Below are 22,114 nucleotides of genomic sequence, written 5' to 3'. Positions count from 1 at the left end.
CTCCTACCGTTGAGATTATCAAGTATGAAATTGAAGATGTTCTTCTCGCAAGCGGTATGCTTGGCTTGCTTGGAACGCTTCTGGATGATGACGATTCCAAGAATGCGCTTAACGATTGGCTCAAATAACTGAAATAAAAAACAAAAGCGCAAAAGCGCTTTTGTTTTTTGCCGTTTTTATTCAGGTAATAATAGGAGATATATAATGACAGCTTCACTGACAATATGCGGACTTTCTTGCATATGTATGATTCTCAGCATTTTGTTTTTTCCCCGTGTGCGTATCGGCAGATGGGGAGTTGACACATACTGGCTGATAGTTTCGGCAGGCGCAGCAATAATGATAATAAACGGTCAGATAGATATTTCCGCTGTGATAAGTTCGCTTTTGGCCGACACGGCAATAAATCCGTTGAAAATCCTTGTACTGTTTGTGTCAATGACCATACTTTCTATATTCCTGGATGAACTTGGCTTTTTTGCATATCTTGCAAATAAAGCGTTGACACTGGCAGGGAAGAGCCAGTTCAGACTGTTTTTGATACTTTATATTACCGTTTCGGTACTTACCGTATTTACATCCAACGATATAATCATACTGACTTTTACCCCCTTTATATGTTACTTTGCCAAAAATGCGGAGATAAGCCCGATTCCGTACCTGGTAGCGCAGTTTGTGGCGGCTAATACCTGGAGTATGATGCTTGTTATAGGAAATCCTACCAATATATACCTTGCCACAGCTTACGATGTTGATTTTGTGTCGTATCTGCGCATCATGGCGTTTCCGACATTTGCGGCCGGAACAGTGGCATTTGTTGTGCTGTGGCTTATATTTCGTAAAAAGCTGTCTTTGCCGCTGGTACCGCATGTTGCTGTTATTAAAATAAAGGATAAATTACTTCTCACGGTAGGTATTATCCATTTGTCCGTGTGTACGGTAACATTGGCAGTAGGTTCGTACATTGGCGCACAAATGTGGGTTATATCGCTTTTGTCGGCAGTTTCACTTTTTGTATTTACTTCCGTTATATCTGCTTTCAGACACAGATATCCGTCACAGCTTGTATCTTGTCTGCGACGTGCTCCGTGGCAGCTTGTTCCCTTTGTCGTTTCAATGTTCATTTTAATATTGGCATTAGCCGAGCATGGTGTAACACAGTGGATAAGCAATGCTCTCGGAAACGGTGCAACCGTGTGGAAATACGGTATTGTTTCAATGCTTAGTGCCAATGTTATAAATAATATTCCCATGAGTGTATTGTTTTGTTCTGTTATAGAGTTCACCTCCGCGACATGCCGGACGGGTGCAGTGTATGCGGCTGTTGTGGGTTCTAATCTGGGCGCGCTTGTTACACCCATCGGCGCTCTTGCAGGTATAATTTGGACAATGATTCTGAAAAACCACGGTGTAAAATTCGGATATTGGGACTTTATAAAATACGGAGTTGCAGTTTCCGTCCCTGCCGCGGCGGCGGCATTTGGTGCGCTGTATATTGTGCTGTGATTACTTGCAATAAAAAACAAAGTGACTGAGTCATTGACTCAGTCACTTTTGTTATTTCATTTCAAGCTGTTGCTGTATCATCATATCCTTGACCTTCATAAGACGCGTAATATTACCGCGCTCATTTTCTTCAAGCTTCATTGTGATGTTTTTTATGTTTGTCATAAGCCCGGGAATCATTATATACTCCAGCGCATTTACGCGTCGGCGTGTTTTTTCGATTTCATCCGCCAAAAGCTGAGAGGTTTTTTCGTATTCCGCAAGCTTCAGCATATCCGGCAGTATTTCGGACAGATATTCAACGGATGAATCAAGTTCGCCCGATGTAAAGGCAAATCCATAGGAATATATATCGCTTGCATCGCCGTGGGTGGTTATGTCAAACACCGGAGTGTTTACGCTCATAATGTTTTTGTAATCCACCGATATTTCCGCCGAAAGCTTCGGTAGCATAAGTGACTCCTCTATAACACGGGATGACATGACGGCAGAAGCGGCATCAAAGCCGTTGCTCAGCTTTTTCAGACTTTCCTCCACCTTGACGCGAAGCTCCATATTCTTTTTAACGATTTCAAGGAACTGCTTCATCAGTTCGTCACATTTGTCTTTTAACAGCTTGTGACCTCTGCGCGCGGTTTTGAGGCGTTTTTTGAGCTTGGTAAGCTCCATTCTGGTGGGATTTATACGTGCTTGCGCCAAAAATTATCCCTCCTTATTCGCCGTCATTTTTGGGTCGGTATTTTTCTATAAATTCGGGCTTAATTCGCTTGAGCTCGGAATTTGGGAAAATGGAAAGCAGTTCCCAGCCGATATTGAGAGTTTCTTCGATGGAACGGTTTTCGTTGAAGCCCTGGTTTATATATTTCTTTTCAAATTCGTCTGCAAATTTTGCATATAGCCTGTCAATAGGTGTGAGTGCCGCTTCGCCCAACACTATCATCAGCTCCTGCGCTTCCTTTCCGCGAGCATAGCATGCAAATAGCTGGTTCATGGTATTGGCGTGATCCTCACGTGTCTTTCCTGTACCGATACCCTTATCTTTAAGACGTGAAAGAGAGGGTAGAACGTCGATGGGGGGAAGATAACCTTTTCTGTAAATATCGCGGGAAAGAATTATCTGACCCTCTGTAATATATCCTGTAAGGTCAGGAATGGGATGTGTTTTGTCATCCTCCGGCATGGAAAGTATTGGTATCATTGTAATACTTCCGTCGCAATCCAGTTTTCGTCCTGCACGTTCATACATACCCGCAAGGTCGGTGTAAAGATATCCCGGATATCCGCGTCGTCCGGGCACTTCCTTTCGTGCGGCGGAAATTTCACGCAGAGCCTCGGCATAGTTTGTAATATCTGTAAGAATTACAAGCACATGCATTCCTTTTTCAAACGCCAGGTATTCTGCGGCGGTAAGCGCCATACGAGGCGTGGATATACGCTCGATTGCAGGGTCAGAGGCAAGATTTATAAACAGTACGGTTCTGTCGATAGCACCTGTTTTTTTGAAATCGGAAATAAAGAAGTCCGCTTCTTCAAAGGTGATGCCGATTGCGGCAAATACAACAGCGAAATTACTGTCGCCGTCCAGCACCTTTGCCTGGCGTGCAATCTGTGCCGCAAGGTTGGCATGCGGCAGACCGGAACCGGAGAAAATCGGAAGTTTCTGACCGCGTACCAGTGTGTTAAGGCCGTCAATAGCGCTGACACCTGTCTGAATAAACTCGTCGGGATAGTTTCTTGCGGCGGGGTTGATAGGTGTTCCGTTGATGTCCATTGTCATTTCGGGAATTATCTTTGGACCACCGTCAATGGGAGTGCCCATACCGCTGAATACACGTCCCAGAATATCCTCGGATAACGCCAATTCGACTCCATGACCCAGAAATCTCACTTTGCTGTCTGCAAGATTGAGCCCCTGAGAACTTTCAAAAAGCTGTACCAGAGCATTTGTTCCGTTTACTTCCAGGACCTTGCAGCGACGAATTTCACCGCCGGGCAGCTCTATTTCGCCCAGCTCATCATATTTTACGTTTTCAACCTGCTCAACCAGCATAAGAGGACCTGCGACTTCACGTATTGTACGGTATTCCTTTATCATATCAGAGCCTCCTTGTCTGTAAGAGCTTCAAGCTGTAAATCTATGTCCTTGATTATAGATGCGTATTCAGCATCAAATGCTTCCTCCCCGACGTTCTTGATACGTCCTATGCGTTCTGCCGCAGGGATTGCAACTATTTTGTCTATATCCGCACCGTTTTCAATGGCTTTTTCTGCGCGTGCCTTGAATTCGAGAATAAGCTTAAGCATGAAAAACTGCTTTTTCAGTGAGGTGAACGCGTCCTCCTCGGAGAATGCATTTTGCTGTAAAAAGTCCTCGCGCACCGAGCGCGCTACTTCAAGTGTGAGACGGTCGGAATCGGAAAGTGCATCTACACCTACAAGCTTTACAATCTCTTCAAGCTCGCTTTCAAGCTGAAGGATTCTTAGCGCTTCACCCGATGTAGCTGTCCACTCCTTGTCAACATTTTCAGAGAACCAGGGATCAAGTCTGTCTTTATAAAGTGAGTAAGAAACCAACCAGTTTATAGCGGGGAAGTGCCTGCGGTAAGCAAGTGAGGCTTCCAGACCCCAAAACACCTTAACTATACGAAGTGTTGCCTGAGTAACCGGCTCGGAAATGTCACCGCCCTGCGGAGAAACAGCACCAATTGCCGTGAGAGTGCCCACACGGCGCTGACTTGCTTTACATACCACCATGCCCGCACGTTCATAGAACTGTGCAAGACGTGAGGTAAGATATGCGGGGTAGCCTTCTTCTCCCGGCATTTCCTCAAGTCTTCCCGACATTTCACGGAGAGCTTCAGCCCAACGTGAGGTGGAGTCTGCGATTACTGCTACGGAATAACCCATATCGCGGAAATATTCTGCAATGGTTATACCTGTGTATATGGAAGCTTCTCTCGCTGCGACGGGCATATCCGATGTGTTGGCGATGAGAATAGTACGCTTCATAAGGGAATGACCTGTGTGGGGGTCAACCAGTTCGGGAAATTCGCGGAGAACGTCGGTCATTTCGTTTCCGCGCTCACCACATCCGATGTAGATAACTATATCGACGTTGCTCCACTTTGCAAGCTGATGCTGAATTACGGTTTTTCCGCTTCCGAAAGGACCTGGAACGCAAGCTGTTCCGCCTTTTGCAATAGGGAATAAAGCGTCAATGATGCGCTGACCTGTTATCATAGGTTCGGCAGGCGGAAGCTTTTCAGCGTAAGGTCTGGGACGTCTTACCGGCCATTTCTGCATTATATAAAGGCTTTCTTCCGTACCCTCTGCGGTTATATACTTGCCGACGGGTTTATCAACGGTATAGTCACCCTCTGCAATTTCTTTGATAGTGCCGCTTGATTTGAAGGGCATCATTATGCGATGTGAAATAATTTCGGTTTCCTGAACCGTACCGATTATATCGCCCTCATTCACTTTGTCACCCGGTTTCACAGATGGAACAAAGTGCCATACACTTTCTCTTGAAAGAGCTGGCTCGTCCACACCTCTCGGAAGGTTTGAACCTGCCTTGATGCGTATTGTTTCCAACGGACGCTGTATTCCGTCGTAAATGTTGGTAAGAAGTCCGGGACCCAACTCTACCGACAGAGGTGCACCTGTGGAATACACCGTGTCGCCCGGACCTATGCCGGCGGTTTCTTCATAGACCTGAATTGAAGCTTTGTCGCCGCGCATTTCTATTATTTCGCCGATGAGTTCCTTGTCACCTACACGAACTACGTCAAACATATTTGCGTTACGCATGTTTTCCGCAACAACGAGAGGTCCGGAAACCTTGACGATCTTTCCTGTAATTTTCTGCATTTATATGTTCTCCTTATTTGTCTTTGAACAATATATCCGAGCCTACGGCACGCTCAACGGATTTTTTGATATTCTTTATGCCGAATCCATTTGCGCCCTTATCGGGAATAGGGATTATGGCAGGAAGCGGCAGGGAAGAGTAGTCTTCCAGCTTTGCACTGATTTTTTCTGCCAGAGTTTCGGTTATATAAATTACTGCGTATGCCTGTGAAGAAACCAACTGATTCAGTGTCTTTTCACAGCTGTGTGCGTCGTCGGCGTAAAACACCTCGAAGCCTACTGCGGTAAAGCCGAAAACACTGCTTTTTGCACCGATTACGGCACAGGACAATTTTTCACTCATATTCTCAGCCTCCCGCGTATGGTATTGGCGTCAAGACCGGCACTTTTTCCGGCAAGGATTATACCTGCGTTTTTAATGTTTTTTTCGCAGTTGATGATGTAGCTTATTGGTATTTCGGGACCAAAGGAAATAAACTTCACTTCATCCACACGCGAGGTATAAAGGTTCTCCATGCTCCGCTCGATGGATGCAAAGAATCCCGGCTCGGGCTGGCTGAGATGCCGTTCAATGCATTCGGAAATATCGGAATAGGGTGTCATTTTCAAAACATCTGCCAGTGCCGCAAGACCGCCGTCATATGCATCATGAAGTGATTCAGAAGACGTTTTTCCGCCGTCTACCGTCAGCTTTTTGTAGAACAGTGCACTTTTTTTCATGCGTGAACATCGTATAAAGCTGAGGATATTGTACGAATCGGTTTTTGTTTTTATAATGTCGGTGAGATACTCACATCCGAATTCACGCGCTGACTCCGTCATATCTTCAAGGCATGCCTTGTCAAGTAAAATGTCTATTATCTGGGGGTCGGGATTTTTCGGGATAATTTCGATTGCTTCAAATGCTGCTCGAGCCATGCTTTCCGGAAAAACGGAAAAGTCGCGTTCTCTTATGGCTTTTAAAAGCTCCTGTACACTCACGGTTCCGAAGGAATAATATAAATCGGAGCAATCACGTGAGCACATTTCACCTTTGATTGCCAGCTTCAGATTGTTGCAGTCGTAAGGGTACTTGAATATTGAAACGATTGGGGTGTCACCAATCATTGAGGTTACAAAATCATAGGTTTTTACCAATTCCTCGTCAAGCATGAGCTGATAGTTTCCTGAATTTATATCCTGTGTGTTGCCTGAACGGAAAATTTCGCAAGCCTCGGAAAAATCCGAAGCATTGAGCATCTTTTCGTTTTTTTCGCCCAGCACATCCGCCGCTTCAACAGCACGTATGCGCGCGGCGGCGTACAGGTAATCGGTATCCGCCGTTTTTTTTGTATTCAAATGTTCCACGCCTTTCGTGTTTTAGTTGAATAAAAGCTTCAGTATGTCGTTCTCATGGCTCTTGCGGAAATCGGCAAGACAGTTTTCCAGAGAACAGTTGTATTCAATATTACCGCTCTTGACAATGAAGCCTCCGCTTATTTTCGCAGGTACATCGGACAGTATTACACTGCTGTCGGCATACTTTCCAAGCATTATTTCCTTGGCTTTTTCCAAAAAAGAATTTCCAACGGTGCCAAGGTCCTTTTGATTCATGCAAATAACACAGCTTTCCGAAATATCCGCTTTTTCAAAAATGCTTGTCAACAGTACGGTATATTTTTCGGCGCTGAGTTGTGTCAGCTCTTTGAGGGCACGCTCAAAAACCTCGTCGATTATTTCGCACTTTGCATTAAGCAGTGCGTTGCGCTCAAGCATTTTCTGTGCGCTTTCGGTGCGGGAAACCATATCTGCGGCAGTATGCTGAGCCTTGAGATGCTCGGAGGTTACAAGCTTATCTGATTTTTTCTTATATTCGTCAAGTATTTCCTCTGCCTGAGCTTTTGCCGAATTTATCACTTCGTCGGCATACGCTTTTGCATCGGAAATAATTCTGTCAGTAATGTTTTTTATATCGTTCATTACAATCACCTTGGTTTATTTGGGTGCGAACATGATAAGAAGCAGAGATACAAGCAGTGCGAAAATGGCATATGTTTCAACCAGTGCGGAAGAGATAACGCCCTTGAGAAATTCATCGGGACGCTTCGCCAGTATGTGAACGCCCGCAACGGCAACCTTACCCTGCTTTATGGCGGAAAAATATCCGACAAACGCGATGGGAAGGCATGCAAACAGATAATATCCGCCCTGAACTACCGTAAGCTGTGCGGGAGTACCGCTGAGAATTCCGAGATTGAAGATAACCATAAAAGCGGTTATAAGTCCATAAATTCCCTGTGTGCCGGGAAGTGCCTGCAGAAGCAGTGCTTTACCGAATTTGGAAGGATCCTCGGTGATAACGCCGGCGGAAGCTTCACCCACGAGACCGACACCTTTTGCAGAGCCCATACCGCCCATAAGCGCAGCGAGCGCCGCACCGAGAATTGCCAGGTTCGTTCCTGTTAAAAATTGTTCAAAAAAGTTCATTTAGTTTTCCTCCGTATTAATTCTTGTGTATTTTGCACCTACGCTGAGGGGAGAAAAATGTTTTCCTCCGTCTTCGTAGAATTTGCCGAAAAATTCAATATACTGCAGTCTGCTTGCGTGAACAAAGCTTCCCAGTACATTGAGAGCAATGTTCAGTGCGTGACCGAGCGCCAGTATAAGGACAAACATTATAAAGCCTATAACTGACGGTCCCGCAAGGGTCGCCATAATGTTTATAACGCTGGAAACCACCGCAGTGGCAAGACCCAGAGCCAGTATGCGCGAGTATGACAACAGGTCGGAAACGTAATTTACTATGTCATAAAGCCCCATAATCCCCTTGAGAAGCTTCATGATTATGTTCTTTTCCGCTCTGCCTTGGGTCAGTATAATGGAAGCAACACCAAGTATAGTCATCCATTTTCCTGCCTCGAAAACAATAGGTATTGAAAGCAGTGCACCTGCGGCGAATACTCCTATACCCGCAAATAACAGATACCACGTGAAAATATCACATACCGCATCCACCCATTTGCCGTTCCTGAACAGCATATACGCTTTGAGGCCCATACCCCACAGCAGATGTATACCGCCCAGAGCAAACGAAACATACAAAAGCGCCATGGGATTTTTTGTCGGGTCAAACCAGATAGCTGTGTTTATGGCAGGACCCCCCAGCATGTTGGTCGAGAATGAAGAGGGTAAATCACCCATTATGCTTCCGAACAAAAGCCCTGCGATGGCTGTCGAAACACCGCTCCAGGCAAACATTGTAAGGAATGCTTTCATAGACTTTCCCGGTTTCATGAGCTTGATAGCGGCAAGGCATCCCACCGTAAGAAGAACACCGTATACAAAGTCCGCCAGCATCATACCGAAAATTATGCAGTAAAATACCGACATGTATTTCAATGGGTCATAACCGTAATAATCAGGATAGGAGTAAAGACCTATCAGCCCCTCGAAAGCTGAGGCGAATTTTCCGTTTTTCAGTTCCACCGGGGGTTTTTCGTCCTCGGAAGGGTCATCAAGCTCATAATAACAGGTGTATTTTTCGAGCGCCTTTTTAAATTTTTCAACACTTTCCTCGGGTATCCATCCGCTGATGACGGAGGTGGAAGCAGTTGAAAGCGAATGGTCGGCAGTAGTGTAAATATTCAGATGAGAATTTTCATAGTCGTAAAGCTTTTCAAAATCCTCTGCGTGTGCGGCAAGCTCTTTTAAACGGCTGTCCATAGCTTCAAGCTCTGTTTTCAGAGCTGAAATTCTCTTTTCAATTCTGTCTGAAATTTCAACTGCCGTTCCGTCGGTAACGGGAAACACTGTTTTTGCAAACCCGGACGAATTAAGAATGTTATTTACCTTTTCAATGTCCTTCTTTAAATGGTAGACAACAATATATTGCTGTTCACGGTCACGGCTGACCTGTTCTGCGAAAAACAAGTCTGAATCCTCAAGCTCGGTCAGCTTTTCGAGCGGGTACGAAAGAGGTAGCGTGCCACGTAGTATTTCCGCTGAAGCTGTATGCACCGTATCAAGACGTAAATCGTGATTTTTCCACGGCTCAAGTTGATAAATATAGGAATACAGCGTGTTAATCTCATTTTTTGTTTTTGCGGTTTTGTCTTTTACGTCAAGCACTTTATTTGCCGAATCGTATATTTCGTCCGCTTTTTGTCCTATATCTTCAAACCGGTTGCGGGTAATTTCCTCTCCTGCAGAAAAAAGACCTTTTTTGCTTCTGTATTTTCCTATTGTATCCAACGCCGTTTTGAGCTTGTCCATGCGGCGCACTGTGTATGAGGCACCCTCGTCCGGAGGAGGGGCACTCAGCTGTCCGTCAGGTTCCTGCTGAATTATTTCCACGCATTGAAGCCACATCAGTTCTTTTATTACCTTTGATGTATCCTCACGCGGAACAATCAGAGACAGCTTTTTCATTTTGAGTATTGCCATCTAAGTTTATCAACTCCAATCCGTACAGGCAGTGTCAGATAATGCTTTCAATAATATATTTTACCGCCTCGGGGATTTTATCTTTGGTGGTGTTTTTTAAGTCCTGTACTTTTTGTGATACGGACTTTTGCGAGAGATCGGAAATGTTCTTGATTTTATTATTGCAATCCGCCATTATTTCACCGGCTTTTTGTGCGGATGCATTTAACGCTCTTTTGAGAAATTCTTCGCCGTCCGAAACGGCATCCGAAAGTATGGTTTTGCTTTGGGAAGCGGCAGCTTCTTTTATTTTGCGCGCCTCTTCCTCCGCTTTTCTGATTTCGTTTACGGCAAAAACAGACATTGATTACCTCCCGATGAGATTGTTATAAATTTATCATTTTACATTATACCATATATGGAATGAATTTGCAAGTTGTTTTGATGAAATTGCAAATAGATACTTCAAAAATTCACATTTTTGCCTCCAAAAAAGCGATTTTAGGGTAAAAAACGTGTAAAAAATGAATAATTGTAACAAAAGATATGCAAAGTCGTGAAAACGCTGTTGTTAATTAATATTCCAATTCACAACGAATGTATGCGTTTTTGTGAACGAGTGCAATTATGATATATTTACCGCTGCCGTGCTTTGCGGAAATAAAATAAAAATTATATTTAATTTTTTATAAAACTATTGACTTTTAGTGAAAAATAATCTATTATATATCACGTAAAATATGTCCTTTGCAAGACTGTGTTTTACAGTAATTTTAAATGAACGGATTGGGGGTAGATAGATGTCCGAAACTCGCAACATAATTGAGCTTAAAAATATAGTTGTCAATTATGATGGTGAACCTGTATTGAAAGGCATCAATCTCGATATTAAAGATAAGGAATTTGTGACTCTGCTTGGTCCTTCGGGCTGCGGAAAAACCACTACACTTCGTATAATAGGCGGTTTTGCCGAGCCGGATGAAGGCGATGTTTATTTTGACGGAGCGAAAATCAATGATTTACCTGCGTATAAACGTCAGGTGAATACTGTTTTTCAGCGTTATGCGCTTTTCCCGAACTTGAATGTATATGATAATATCGCATTCGGTCTGCGCATTAATAAAATCCCGAAAGAAGAAATATCCAGCAGGGTTTTTTCTGCGCTTGATTTTGTGGATCTTGCAGGTTATCAGAAGCGTAAAATCACACAGCTTTCGGGCGGTCAGCAACAGCGTGTTGCCATAGCGCGTGCGGTTGTGAATTATCCGCGTGTATTGCTTCTGGATGAGCCCTTGGGAGCTCTTGACCTTAAACTGCGCAAGGAAATGCAGATTGAACTTAAAAAGATGCAGCAACAGCTGAATATTACCTTTGTATACGTAACCCACGACCAGGAAGAGGCTTTGACAATGTCGGACACCGTTGTGGTAATGGATAAGGGAACAATTCAGCAGATAGGTTCGCCTCAGGATATATATAATGAGCCCAAAAACGCCTTTGTTGCCCGCTTCATAGGTGAGAGCAATATAGTTGACGGTATCATGATAAAGGACAGATGTGTGTCCTTCATGGGCAGAGAGTACGAGTGCGTTGACAGCGGCTTTGAGCCCAATGAGCCGGTTGACGTGGTTGTTCGCCCGGAGGATATTAAAATCAGAGAAAAAAGTGATAATATCATGACAGGCGTTGTGGAGACCACCACATTCAAAGGTGTTCATTACGAAATGATAGTTAATGTTTCGGGTGTGAAGTGGATGATTCATTCCACAAAAGCCGCAGAACCCGAATCGGTTATCGGTATGGAGATAACTCCCGAAGATATACATATCATGAAAAAATCGGAATATTCCGTTTTGAAAAATTCCTTCGATGAAAACGGAGGTGAAACGGAAAGTGAAAAAGTTTGAACCTGCGGTAAAGGCTTCGCCGGTTGAGAAAAAGCGTCGCCGCAAGCAGGATGCCCGTGCTTTCGGCATCTCATCTCCGTATCTTTTGTGGATGGTGCTTTTTACGCTTATTCCGTTGATTTTTGTAGTTTATTATGCTTTTACCGATCCCTCAGGGCATTTTACGCTTAATAATGTCAAAACTCTTGTCGGTATGGAGGGTGAGGTTACTAATGTAATCCAAACCGGCACATTCATACGACTGGATTTTATCAAGATTTTTTGGCGTTCTATGTGGTATGGTGTTGTGGCTACTGTTATATGTCTTGTGATAGCATACCCTCTGGCGTATTTTATATCACAGAAGGCAGAAAACCGACAGAATGTCATTATTACGCTTCTTATGCTTCCGATGTGGATGAATTTTATTCTCCGCACGTATGCGCTTATGAAGCTGCTGGAGGATACGGGAATAATCAACACAGCCCTTACAAAGCTGGGAATTCCCGTTATCCATATGATAAACACACCTTTTGCGGTCATACTTGGTATGGTGTATAACTTTTTGCCGTATATGATACTTCCCATTTATTCCGTAATGTCCAAAATGGATAACAGTCTTATCGAGGCGGCACAGGATCTTGGCTGTAACCGATTCAAAGTGTTTGCAAAGGTAATACTTCCCTTAAGCATGGGAGGCGTTGTGTCGGGTATAACCATGGTGTTCGTACCTTCGGTGAGTACATTCTATATTTCACAGAAGCTTGGCGGCGGAACCAATGAGCTTATCGGAGACGTTATTGAACGCACCTTCCTGACCGAAACAAACTATAATGTTGGTGCGGCAATTTCGCTTGTCCTTATGGTGCTTATATTTATCTGTATGGCAATAATGAATCGGTTTTCCGATGATGATGGCGGGGGAGGTATTATCGTATGAAAACATTCTCCCGTATATACATGATAATAGTATTTTTGTTCCTGTACGCCCCAATAATTGTTATGGCGGTATTTTCCTTCAACGGTATAAACAGTACCGGCCTTATGGAAGGCTTTTCCTTCCGTTGGTATGCAGAGCTTTTCGACAACGACGAGGTGCTTTCAGCACTTAAAAACACACTTATACTTGCAGTTCTTTCTTCCATAATCTCCACAATTCTGGGAACTGCGGCGGCGGTTGGCATAAACAGTATGAGAAACGGATGGCTTAAAGGTTCTACCATGATGCTTACCAACATTCCCATGATGAACCCAGATATTGTTACCGGTATTTCCATGATGCTGCTTTTTGTATTTGTCGGAAGAATGGTGGCAGGAAACGGAATGCTGGGCTTCGGAAGCCTTCTTGTAGCACATATTACATTCAATTTACCGTATGTTGTGCTTTCTATACTTCCCAAGCTTCGTCAGATGGATCCCAAGCTGACAGAAGCGGCGCTTGATTTGGGCTGTACACCTCTTCAGGCATTCACCAAAGTTGTGTTTCCCTTTATCGCACCCGGTGTTCTTACCGGTATGATGATGGCGTTTACTCTTTCACTGGATGATTTTGTCATAAGCTATTTTGTAAACGGAAGTAACTTCCAGACGCTTCCAATACTTATTTATTCAATGACTAAGAAGCGTGTGCGTCCGTCTATAAACGCACTTTCCACCATTATATTTGTAGTGGTGCTGGTATTGCTTGTGGTCATAAATTTACTTCAGTCACGCAGTGAAAAACGCGAGCGTGAAAACAAAAAATTCTAAATTGATAATGTGAAAGGTTCAAAAAAATGAAAAAAATAGCTGTTTTATTGCTTGTGCTTCTTGTTATTCCCATTTTCTCTTCCTGCGGTTCAGATCAGCCTACCGTATATGTTTTTAACTGGGGCGAGTATATTTCCACAGGTCTTGACGGTTCCATGGACGTAAATGAAGAGTTTACCAAACGAACCGGAATCAAGGTTGTATACGACAACTTCACCTCCAACGAAGATATGTACGCCAAGATAAAAGGTGGCGGAGCACAGTACGACGTTGTTATTCCGTCGGATTATATGATAGAGCGTCTTATTGCAGAGGGCCTTGTTCAAAAGCTTAATTTCGATAATATCCCCAACTACGTTAATATTTCCGATGAATACAAAAATCTTCCCTTTGATCCCAACAATGAGTACTCCGTACCCTACAACGTAGGTATGGTGGGACTTATCTACAATACCAAGTATGTTACCGAAACTCCCGACAGCTGGGAAATACTGTGGGATGAAAAGTACGCAGGCAAGATTCTCAACTTTAAAAATCCCCGTGATGCTTTTGCTATCGCACAGTTCCTTTTAGGTCAGGATTTGAATACCACCGATAAGGCGGACTGGGACGCGGCAGCTATAAAGCTTGCCGAGCAGAAGCCTGTTCTTCAGATGTATGTAATGGATGAAGTGTTCAATAAGATGGAAACGGGTGAGGCAGTTCTGGCACCCTACTATGCCGGAGACTATTTCACCATGTCCGAAAACAACCCCGATCTTGCTATTGTTTATCCCAAGGAGGGAACCAACAGATTTGTGGATTCCGCTTGTGTTCTGACCAACGCACGTAATAAGGAAAACGCGGAAAAATACATCAATTTCCTGCTCGAAAGTGATGTGGCATTGGCAAATGCGGAATATATTTATTACGCATCTCCCAATAAAACCGTCGTTGAAAACCCCGAGTATTCTCTCTTCGAGGATGAAATAACCTATCCCTCCGAGGATGTTGCCGCAAACACTCAATCCCTCAGACACCTCCCCAATGAGACCATTGAGTATATGAACCGTCTGTGGAGCGACATATTGATGAAATGAGATAAAGTATAAAAATCACCTGTTTTCTCAATGAAAACAGGTGATTTTTATATTTAACCAATCTTTTTTCTTGCAGTTCTTTCGAACATTCTTGTAAGTATTGCGGCAACCTCGCAACGCAGAATGCTGTCGTCCGGGTGGAAATATCCGCCGTCAGAGCCGGTGAGAATTCCCGCACGGTAAAAATCATATATACACAGGCATTCAAAGTCATCCGCGTTGTATTGTACATCCGGAATATCGTTGCTTTCAACGTTGTTTATCTCTATGTATTCCTCGCAGGGCAATGCTTCGTGGAAAATACTCACAAATGCCTTTCGGTTTATGAATACGTCTGCTTTACCTGAGATGCTTTGAGGAACAATACTGTTTTTTACAGCGTATTCGTCGTAGCTGTCATACCAGTTGTTATGTCCGTTAGTAAGTGTCACGGCTTTTTCATGATAAAGCTGATGCATGCAGGCGGCAAGCTTTACGGCTTCGGCATAGGTCATTTTTTCGTAGGGGGCATAAATTCCGTTTTTACCGTTGATAAGCTTGTTTCTGTAAGCAATTTTAATGTCGTTGTAAAACCAGTCATTCTGTGTTACGTCGGGGAACGGGAGAGGCTCGGGGGCTGTTTGCGTCAGTGTGTCGCCCTCTGTGTAAAAGATATAGTCGCGTGTTTTTACAAAATCACCGCAGGTTACGGTCAACGTAAGAACATGCTTTCCATCGTTGAGCAAACCGGTATCCATTGTAGCTTTATATGGGATCTCGGGTTGACTTTGAAGAGGCTGTCCGTCCAAAGTGTAGCTTACGGAAATCGCTTTATCCGAGGGGTACATTGCATAAGCGTACAGCTCGATGGGTTGTTTTTTGCCCTCAAATGATGAAAAACGCGCATATCCTTCGGAGGTGTTGCTGAGCATTGCTTGGATTCCGATATTCGATTTTAAGCTTTCGCGGTAAACCTCTGACACATCGGGTGTGTTGTCCAATTTAAACTTACGTTCGTAATCTGCATTGAAATAAAGAATACCCTTGATCTGCGGATAAACCATGTTGACGTAAGTATAAAATTCCTTCATCTTGCGCATGGCATGCTCGTGTGTCTGACCGTCTTCGCTTGAATAAGCAAAACCGCATTCACTGATAAGTATGGGCTTGCGGTCACCGAAAGAATTGACAATACTTCTTATTTTTACAATAGGATTATCGTAAAGCCCTCTGAAATAGTATGCATCTACTCTGTCAGCGGGTAGATTTGAGGCATTGGAGTCCAACACCGAATAGGTGGACATTCCAACCCAGTCGACATATTCATCTCCCGGATAAAAATCCTCTGCGGTAACATACATGTTTGAAACGTCGTTGGGAGAATAAACCATCGCCGCATCAGGTGCATATTTCTTTGCCAGCTTTGAAATGCGTATGAAAGCCGATTTGAAGCTTTGGATGTACTCATCACGCTGTGCCTTGTCGGCAGGCATATCCCAGCAGTTTATTTCAGCGCCGAAGCGTATGAGCACCTTGTGGGGGAGCGTGTTTATGTATTTAAGGTTTTCGATTATATATTCATCACTTGTGCCGCTGTTTATGCGGTCAAGGTCAGCCTTGTTTTCGTTGGGAACATTCCATGCTACCAACAGATATGACGGGGTGTCGGGAAGCATGTAGAAGAATGATTCAACAGTTTCGTCAAAAAAGCGTACATACAATAAATGTGCATTTTCACTTTCCGGATTAAAGCCGTCACAGGTACCATTGAAAACACCGTAATGCGGCTCGTTTTTCGTGCCGTAATAAACTGCATCTGCAGGGTTTTTGGTTGCAATATATATTTCCGGCTGTAATGTGAGATGGTTTATCACCGCTTTTGAAAGCTTGATGTTTTCGGCATGATTTTGACCGTCGTTTTCCTGAAGCCATGCGGCATAGTCAACAAATTTTTGATAGTAATAAAGTGCCTTGTCGTAGTTGCCGGCTTTTTCGTATTCTGAGGCGGCAGTCTGAACTGCCCAGATGAGCTTATTGTATTCGTCTGCGTTTGACGGATCCGGCAATGCAGCATCCAAAGCATCAACCGAGGCACATATTTCAGATGGATTTCCGCCCGACATGGCAGAGGTGTACGCCCAGAAATATTTCATGTAGTCCTCTCCGGCAAAAACGCCGGATGAGAGAAATACACACAAACATGCGGCAAATAAAATTACTTTTTGTTTCATTTCGTGCTCCTTTTTGTGTTATGAGTTTAATATATCACTTTTTTCGAGTTTTGTCAATATTGCTTGCGGACAATTTATTGTTGACATTTGTTACTATTTTTGATATAATAAATAAGCATTGTGAAAGGACGGTGAAAACGATAAAGATAAAGAGAATACAACTTCCGCTGTGGGCTGATGTCATAATCGGAGTGCTTTTTCCTGTACTTCTTGCATTTGTCATTGAAATGGGTCATATACAGAGTTTTTCCGGTGCTTGGTCATTTGTTGTACATAACCCCGGTGTGTTTATATTTGATATATTTCTCATAGGAATGATTTTTGTTTCTCTGTCAATGCTGCTGAAAAAGCTGTGGCTGGGTGCACTTATCTGTTCAATAGTTTTCTTTACGTTTTCCGGTATCGAATACTATAAATTCAATATAAGCGGATCACATTTTTTGCTCTCTGATCTTGCACTGACCCAAAACATATCGGATGTGGCGCTTTTTGCTGACCTTAAGTTCAACGGCATGCTTGTGGCGATAGGGCTTTTTTTGGCGTTGTATATTGTTGCAATGTGGTACTTCGATCAAAAGATGCCGCTTACTAAACCCGTAAGGATTGCGGCATTTTTGGGTGTGATTCTTGTAATGAGTGTAATGATAATAACACCCTGCTTCGGTGTTATCTGCACGGCATCGGGCGTTGATTGCGATTATACCAAAAATACTTTTCAGGATAACGAAAGATTCGCCCAAAACCTTCTTACTGCCAATCTGGCGGTCAACGTCAATCAGATGATAAATTCCAAGCCCTCCCGTCCTCAGGAGTACAGCGAAGAGGTTGTTGAAGCCATTATACAGGACAATGGCGCGGAAAATGAAAAGGATGTTGGCACGCCGAAAATCAATGTCATTACGATCATGAGCGAGTCGTTTGCCGATTTTCGTGATTTTCTCAGCACATATTCGGTTACCGAAACGATTCCGGAGGGTACATACGATGTGTTTGATGAATTGCTTTCCGAAAGTATGTCGGGTATGTGCGTTGTTCCTACTTTTGGCGGCGGAACGGTAAAGAGTGAGTTTGAGCTTTTGTTTGGACTGCCTATGGAAGCGCAGGGGAATCCCAGTGTTCCGCTTTCCCTTTTTGATAAGGGCGAAGAATATGCCAGCATTCCGTCGCTTTACCGTGATAACGGTTATTCCACGGCATATATGCATCCTTTCAGCGCTGATTTTTACGAACGTATTGACTATTACAGCGGTTTTGGATTTGATGCCCTGGTTTTTGAAGAGGATATGTCGGTTTACCTTACTCCCGAGCTTTTGCGTATGGAAAAGAGCGAGGGAATAGAAAGTGTAGGGTATTATCACAATTTTGTGAGTGACGAATCCGTATTTAATGATGCGTTGACACGTATGGAATATACTGACAGTGCGGATTATATCCATATAACTACCATGCAGAATCATATGCCGTACGGAGACGGTGCACAGGAAGAAGCAAACTACTTTGAAGGAATAAAAAACAGTACGCAAGCCTTGTACAACTTCATAGAAGGCATAAAACAGCTTGATGAACCTACGGTGGTTCTTTATGTGGGCGACCATTATCCTTTCTTCTCGGATGCTGAAAATCTGTACAAGCGCTTGGGCATAAGCGATGAAAACTGCGAGGGGCTTTACAAGCAGAAATATCTTATCTGGAATAATGCGGGTATTGATTTTAACGAGCTTCCGCTTGTTTCATCCTACTATCTGCCGTGTGTTATTGCCCGGGAAGTTGGAATTGACGACAGCTTTTACCAGGCGATACTTTCACAGATGGATGCCTGCCCCGTGTATTCCCCCGTTATAGCTTCCGAGGGAACAAAGGTGCTTAAAATACTGTCATATGACCGTGTGAGCGGCGGTAATTTCTCCGAGTGATATTTTACGTTCGGTTTTTGCAAAAACAGATGACTTGTAATGTTGTAAATTTTTAATTTTGGTATTTACTTTTGTCGAATTATATTGTATAATAGTAATGTTAAGAAAATTCAGATGTAAAGAAGGTATATATTTATGGTTTCTATCATCACAGGCTCCCAGTGGGGCGACGAAGGAAAAGGCAAAATAATAGACATAATGGCAGAGCGCGCTGATGTTGTTGTAAGAACACAGGGCGGTAACAACGCAGGCCATACCGTTGTAAGAGGCGGTAATGTTTATAAGCTTCACCTTGTTCCTTCCGGTATACTTTACAAAAACACAATGTGCTACATTGCAAACGGTGTGGTTATCGACCCCAAGGCACTTCTTGAAGAAATTGCACAGCTCAAGGCTCAGGGTGTCACCGTTGAAAATCTGCGCATTGATAAACGCGCGCATGTTATCATGCCGTATCATCTTGCACTGGACGAGCTGCAGGAAAAAGCACGCGGCAAAGAGGATATAGGTACCACAAAACGCGGTATCGGCCCCTGCTATACCGATAAGGTGGAAAGAAGCGGCTTGAGAATATGCGATCTTCTTGATAAAGAAACGCTTACCGAAAAGCTCAAGGGCGTTCTTAAAATTAAAAACGCCATAATAGAAAAGGTATACGGCGGTGAAGCCTTCTGTGCAGAAAAAATTGCACAGGAATACAGCGAATACGCTGAGCAGCTCCGTCCCTTTGTTGCGGATGTTTCTGTTCTTACCTATAACGCAATCAAAGAAAACAAACAGGTACTTTTTGAGGGCGCACAGGGTGCTCTTCTCGATATTGACATGGGAAGCTATCCCTATGTCACATCATCTCACCCTACATCCGGTGGTGTGTGCGTAGGCTGCGGCATCGGTCCCACTCTTATAGATACCTGCTTCGGCGTTGCCAAGGCATATACAACACGTGTGGGTAAAGGACCTTTCCCCACAGAGCTGTTTGATGCTACCGGCGATAAGATAAGAGAACTTGGTCATGAGTTCGGAACTACAACCGGACGTCCCCGCCGTTGCGGATGGCTTGACCTTCTTATTCTCCGTCTTGCAGTGAGACTCAACGGTCTTACCGATATCTGCATAAATAAGCTGGACACTCTCACCGGTGTCGGAACACTCAAGGTGTGCAACAGCTATGAAAAGAACGGCGAAATCATTACCGATTTCCCCGCTACCATTGATGAACTGGCGGATTGCAAGCCTATCTATACCGAGCTTGAGGGTTGGGATGAGGATGTTACGGCATGCCGTAAATTCGAAGAACTTCCCAAGGCTGCTCAGAACTACATTCTGACTGTTGAAAAGCTTATAGGATGCAAGGTATCAATGATTGGTGTAGGTCCCGACAGAGAACAGTACATCGAAAGATGAATGAACAATTTTCCCGCATTTCCCTGCTTACAGGCAGTGAAGCACTCGAAAAGCTGAATGGTATCCACGTCGCCGTCTTCGGAATTGGCGGCGTGGGTGCTTCTGTAATTGAAGCGCTTTGCCGCGGAGGCGTGGGAAAACTGAGTATAATTGACGGCGATACTGTAAATATTACAAACATAAACCGTCAGCTTATCGCAACTCACTCCACTGTCGGTATGCTTAAAACCGATGCGGCTTATGCCCGCTTGAAAGACATAAATCCAAATTGCATTGTAGAAAAATACCCGTTTTTCTATACCTCCGAGGAACAGTTTGATTTTTCTGATGTGGATTATGTGGTGGATGCCATTGATATGGTAAGTGCAAAGCTGATTATAATCGAGCAATGCAAAAAGCTCGGTATTCCCGTTATAAGCTGTATGGGAACGGCAAATAAGCTGGATGCAACCGGCTTTGAAGTTGCCGATATTAAAAAAACTTCCTACTGCCCGTTAGCACGGGTTATGAGGCGTGAACTGAAAAAGCGCGGGATAGACAGTCTTAAGGTTGTATATTCTCCGCACGAGCCTGTCAAACCCTCTGGAATCACCGACGGGAATAAGGTTGTGGGCAGTATGTCTTTCGTGCCGCCCGTTGCAGGCTTTATATGCGCAGGAGAGGTTATTAAAGATATTATATTTAAGGATAAATAAAATGAAAAGACTTCTTTCGTTAGGCGATAGTATATCTATCGGTTATCGTAAAACACTTGATAAATATCTTGGCAATGATTACGAAATTTTCGCTAAAGACGGCGAAGAGGAAGCGGCAAAGAATCTTAACTATCCCGTGGGAGCAAACTGCGGAGACAGCCGTATGTTGCTGTCGTACCTCAAGGACGAAAGTCTGCACGAAAGACTGAATTTTGATATTGCTGTTTTTAACTGCGGTCTTCATGATATTAAATACAACTGGATGACAGAAAAAATACAGGTTGAAATTGATGAATATGAAATGAATCTAAGAAGAATTTGTGCGATTCTTAAAGCCTCATGCAAAACCGTATATTTCGTCAATTCGACTCCCGTGTACGACGAAATACACAATTCCTCGCAACATATTATTTCAAATGTCGATTTTGTCCGCCGTCCCAACGATATAGAAAAGTATAATAGTACGGCACACAAGGTTATGGGCGAAAACGGCATATTAGTTATTGATCTTTACGGCTTTACCAAGGAATTCGGCACAAAAGCGGTAAGAGACCACGTTCATTATTTCCCCGAAGTAGAGGAAAAACAGGCTGAATTTATTGCCGAATTCATAAAAGAAAGAAACTGATAATTATTATAAACGGGGTGATGTTATGTTAAAAATCGAAAGAATCTCTGTAATGAACCTTGAGAACGCCATTCGCGGAGCTCGCAATCCCATGAACAGCTGGGACAGAATGGATAGTTATTATGACGACAAGGGTAACTATGTACTGGGTGAAAACGACATCAAGCTTGCAACAAAGCTGTGCCATGCGGGCAGTGCCGACCATCGAAAATTCTTGCGCCAGATTTTTGTGAGCATGGACATCACCGCGCCTCTTTACTGGTGGAAAGAGTATGATACATATAAGGTTGCCACTGTTGCCAATTCCACAAGCACAATGCATAAAATTCATTCAAAGCCCTTTGAACTGAGCGATTTTTCATGTGATAAGCTGACTGAAAACTCTCTTAAAATATTTGAGAATTATGTAGGAGAAATGGAACAGGTACGTCAACGTTACTTGGAAACCAAGGACAAGGCGGATTGGTACGACCTTATTCAGCTTCTTCCCTCCAGCTATAACCAGATGCGTACCTGTACGCTTAACTATGAAAATCTCATAAATATTTATTATTCCCGCCGCTTGCACAAGCTGGACGAATGGCACGTTTTCTGTGACTACATCGATAAACTCCCTTATGCCGACCTGCTCATAAAAATTAAAGAACAGTAAACGAAAAAATAATAACACCGTTTTTGAAAATAGTTTTAAACCCGAGACAAAATTTTTTGTCTCGGGTTTTTGTCGTATAAGGATTGTAATAGCCGAAAAGAGTCGAACTAATGCCGCCGAG

20 protein-coding genes are annotated in these 22,114 nt (G+C 43.6%); 10 read left to right on the top strand and 10 right to left on the bottom strand.

The features are described 5' to 3' along the window. The first annotated feature begins 204 nt into the window (after window positions 1–204). Window positions 205–1,506 (top strand): hypothetical protein, encoded by a 1,302-nt coding sequence (locus tag E7588_04695; GenBank protein ID MBE6688562.1) that lies wholly within the window; start codon window positions 205–207, stop codon window positions 1,504–1,506. Between the two features lie 51 nt (window positions 1,507–1,557). On the opposite strand, the gene E7588_04690 is transcribed toward E7588_04695, so the two are convergent. Genes E7588_04690 through E7588_04650 form a run of 9 tightly spaced genes read right to left on the bottom strand, consistent with a single transcriptional unit; the run spans window position 1,558 to window position 10,141 of the window. Further along, the gene (locus E7588_04690) at window positions 1,558–2,205 is read right to left on the bottom strand and encodes a V-type ATP synthase subunit D (protein MBE6688561.1); all 648 of its coding nucleotides are present in this window, start codon (window positions 2,203–2,205) and stop codon (window positions 1,558–1,560) included. Window positions 2,206–2,218: 13 nt separating this feature from the next. Beyond that, a complete protein-coding gene (locus E7588_04685; protein MBE6688560.1) occupies window positions 2,219–3,601 on the bottom strand; it encodes a V-type ATP synthase subunit B in 1,383 nt (460 codons plus the stop codon). Then, window positions 3,598–5,376, bottom strand: coding sequence for a V-type ATP synthase subunit A (locus E7588_04680; protein MBE6688559.1), 1,779 nt, complete (start codon window positions 5,374–5,376; stop codon window positions 3,598–3,600). Before E7588_04680 ends, E7588_04685 begins: the two co-directional genes overlap by 4 nt. A gap of 13 nt (window positions 5,377–5,389) precedes the next feature. After that, window positions 5,390–5,719, bottom strand: a complete 330-nt coding sequence (locus tag E7588_04675) for a V-type ATP synthase subunit F (GenBank protein MBE6688558.1) — start codon at window positions 5,717–5,719, stop codon at window positions 5,390–5,392. After that, window positions 5,716–6,723 carry a hypothetical protein gene (locus E7588_04670; GenBank protein ID MBE6688557.1) on the bottom strand — a complete coding sequence of 336 codons (1,008 nt, stop codon included), beginning with the start codon at window positions 6,721–6,723 and terminating at the stop codon, window positions 5,716–5,718. The genes E7588_04675 and E7588_04670 overlap by 4 nt, the downstream gene beginning before the upstream one ends. Window positions 6,724–6,735: 12 nt before the next feature. Continuing rightward, window positions 6,736–7,335 carry a hypothetical protein gene (locus tag E7588_04665; GenBank protein ID MBE6688556.1) on the bottom strand — a complete coding sequence of 200 codons (600 nt, stop codon included), beginning with the start codon at window positions 7,333–7,335 and terminating at the stop codon, window positions 6,736–6,738. A 15-nt stretch (window positions 7,336–7,350) separates the two neighbouring features. After that, window positions 7,351–7,842 carry a V-type ATP synthase subunit K gene (locus E7588_04660; protein ID MBE6688555.1) on the bottom strand — a complete coding sequence of 164 codons (492 nt, stop codon included), beginning with the start codon at window positions 7,840–7,842 and terminating at the stop codon, window positions 7,351–7,353. Then, entirely contained in the window at window positions 7,843–9,798 is a 1,956-nt protein-coding gene (locus E7588_04655) for a V-type ATP synthase subunit I (GenBank protein MBE6688554.1), read from the bottom strand. It abuts the gene before it with no gap. 34 nt (window positions 9,799–9,832) lie between these two features. After that, window positions 9,833–10,141, bottom strand: coding sequence for a hypothetical protein (locus E7588_04650; protein ID MBE6688553.1), 309 nt, complete (start codon window positions 10,139–10,141; stop codon window positions 9,833–9,835). Window positions 10,142–10,577: 436 nt separating this feature from the next. Here E7588_04650 and E7588_04645 point away from each other — a divergent pair, with 436 nt between their 5' ends. From E7588_04645 to E7588_04630, 4 genes are read left to right on the top strand one after another with little or no spacing between them, the layout of a single operon-like run. After that, window positions 10,578–11,684 carry an ABC transporter ATP-binding protein gene (locus E7588_04645; protein MBE6688552.1) on the top strand — a complete coding sequence of 369 codons (1,107 nt, stop codon included), beginning with the start codon at window positions 10,578–10,580 and terminating at the stop codon, window positions 11,682–11,684. Further along, on the top strand, window positions 11,647–12,603 hold the full coding sequence (locus E7588_04640; protein ID MBE6688551.1) for an ABC transporter permease: 957 nt from the start codon (window positions 11,647–11,649) through the stop codon (window positions 12,601–12,603). The genes E7588_04645 and E7588_04640 overlap by 38 nt, the downstream gene beginning before the upstream one ends. After that, entirely contained in the window at window positions 12,600–13,412 is an 813-nt protein-coding gene (locus E7588_04635) for an ABC transporter permease (GenBank protein ID MBE6688550.1), read from the top strand. The genes E7588_04640 and E7588_04635 overlap by 4 nt, the downstream gene beginning before the upstream one ends. Before the next feature lie 26 nt (window positions 13,413–13,438). Further along, on the top strand, window positions 13,439–14,491 hold the full coding sequence (locus E7588_04630; protein MBE6688549.1) for a spermidine/putrescine ABC transporter substrate-binding protein: 1,053 nt from the start codon (window positions 13,439–13,441) through the stop codon (window positions 14,489–14,491). Between the two features lie 53 nt (window positions 14,492–14,544). Here E7588_04630 and E7588_04625 read toward each other — a convergent pair whose 3' ends face one another. After that, window positions 14,545–16,701: a hypothetical protein gene (locus E7588_04625; protein MBE6688548.1), complete on the bottom strand. Its 2,157-nt coding sequence runs from the start codon at window positions 16,699–16,701 to the stop codon at window positions 14,545–14,547. Between E7588_04625 and E7588_04620 the strand changes: the two genes are divergently transcribed. The 5 genes from E7588_04620 (at window position 16,536) to E7588_04600 (ending at window position 21,993) form a co-directional block, all read left to right on the top strand. Further along, window positions 16,536–18,614, top strand: a complete 2,079-nt coding sequence (locus E7588_04620; GenBank protein ID MBE6688547.1) for a hypothetical protein — start codon at window positions 16,536–16,538, stop codon at window positions 18,612–18,614. The two genes, E7588_04625 and E7588_04620, sit on opposite strands and share 166 nt — an antisense overlap. Window positions 18,615–18,749: 135 nt before the next feature. Next, window positions 18,750–20,018, top strand: a complete 1,269-nt coding sequence (locus E7588_04615) for an adenylosuccinate synthase (GenBank protein MBE6688546.1) — start codon at window positions 18,750–18,752, stop codon at window positions 20,016–20,018. After that, window positions 20,015–20,713, top strand: a complete 699-nt coding sequence (locus E7588_04610) for a tRNA threonylcarbamoyladenosine dehydratase (protein ID MBE6688545.1) — start codon at window positions 20,015–20,017, stop codon at window positions 20,711–20,713. The genes E7588_04615 and E7588_04610 overlap by 4 nt, the downstream gene beginning before the upstream one ends. Window position 20,714: 1 nt before the next feature. After that, window positions 20,715–21,341 carry an SGNH/GDSL hydrolase family protein gene (locus tag E7588_04605; protein MBE6688544.1) on the top strand — a complete coding sequence of 209 codons (627 nt, stop codon included), beginning with the start codon at window positions 20,715–20,717 and terminating at the stop codon, window positions 21,339–21,341. A 25-nt stretch (window positions 21,342–21,366) separates the two neighbouring features. Beyond that, entirely contained in the window at window positions 21,367–21,993 is a 627-nt protein-coding gene (locus E7588_04600; protein MBE6688543.1) for a hypothetical protein, read from the top strand. Window positions 21,994–22,114 lie beyond the last annotated feature (121 nt).

The organism is Oscillospiraceae bacterium (assembly GCA_015065085.1).
In the GTDB taxonomy this organism is placed as follows: Bacteria; Bacillota; Clostridia; order Oscillospirales; family SIG627; genus SIG627.
Note: the sequence above shows the minus strand (reverse complement) of the source record. Positions and strands in the feature narration are given on the sequence as shown.

Excerpts from the sequence above, each read along its gene's own strand:
- E7588_04630 (MBE6688549.1), top strand. The coding sequence starts at position 13,439 with ATGAAAAAAATAGCTGTTTTATTGCTTGTGCTTCTTGTTATTCCCATT.
- E7588_04620 (MBE6688547.1), top strand. The coding sequence starts at position 16,536 with ATGCAGCATCCAAAGCATCAACCGAGGCACATATTTCAGATGGATTTC.
- E7588_04615 (MBE6688546.1), top strand. The coding sequence starts at position 18,750 with ATGGTTTCTATCATCACAGGCTCCCAGTGGGGCGACGAAGGAAAAGGC.
- E7588_04610 (MBE6688545.1), top strand. The coding sequence starts at position 20,015 with ATGAATGAACAATTTTCCCGCATTTCCCTGCTTACAGGCAGTGAAGCA.
- E7588_04680 (MBE6688559.1), bottom strand. The coding sequence starts at position 5,376 with ATGCAGAAAATTACAGGAAAGATCGTCAAGGTTTCCGGACCTCTCGTT.
- E7588_04635 (MBE6688550.1), top strand. The coding sequence starts at position 12,600 with ATGAAAACATTCTCCCGTATATACATGATAATAGTATTTTTGTTCCTG.
- E7588_04685 (MBE6688560.1), bottom strand. The coding sequence starts at position 3,601 with ATGATAAAGGAATACCGTACAATACGTGAAGTCGCAGGTCCTCTTATG.
- E7588_04675 (MBE6688558.1), bottom strand. The coding sequence starts at position 5,719 with ATGAGTGAAAAATTGTCCTGTGCCGTAATCGGTGCAAAAAGCAGTGTT.
- E7588_04600 (MBE6688543.1), top strand. The coding sequence starts at position 21,367 with ATGTTAAAAATCGAAAGAATCTCTGTAATGAACCTTGAGAACGCCATT.
- E7588_04640 (MBE6688551.1), top strand. The coding sequence starts at position 11,647 with ATGAAAACGGAGGTGAAACGGAAAGTGAAAAAGTTTGAACCTGCGGTA.
- E7588_04605 (MBE6688544.1), top strand. The coding sequence starts at position 20,715 with ATGAAAAGACTTCTTTCGTTAGGCGATAGTATATCTATCGGTTATCGT.
- E7588_04660 (MBE6688555.1), bottom strand. The coding sequence starts at position 7,842 with ATGAACTTTTTTGAACAATTTTTAACAGGAACGAACCTGGCAATTCTC.
- E7588_04655 (MBE6688554.1), bottom strand. The coding sequence starts at position 9,798 with ATGGCAATACTCAAAATGAAAAAGCTGTCTCTGATTGTTCCGCGTGAG.
- E7588_04645 (MBE6688552.1), top strand. The coding sequence starts at position 10,578 with ATGTCCGAAACTCGCAACATAATTGAGCTTAAAAATATAGTTGTCAAT.
- E7588_04695 (MBE6688562.1), top strand. The coding sequence starts at position 205 with ATGACAGCTTCACTGACAATATGCGGACTTTCTTGCATATGTATGATT.
- E7588_04665 (MBE6688556.1), bottom strand. The coding sequence starts at position 7,335 with ATGAACGATATAAAAAACATTACTGACAGAATTATTTCCGATGCAAAA.
- E7588_04650 (MBE6688553.1), bottom strand. The coding sequence starts at position 10,141 with ATGTCTGTTTTTGCCGTAAACGAAATCAGAAAAGCGGAGGAAGAGGCG.
- E7588_04625 (MBE6688548.1), bottom strand. The coding sequence starts at position 16,701 with ATGAAACAAAAAGTAATTTTATTTGCCGCATGTTTGTGTGTATTTCTC.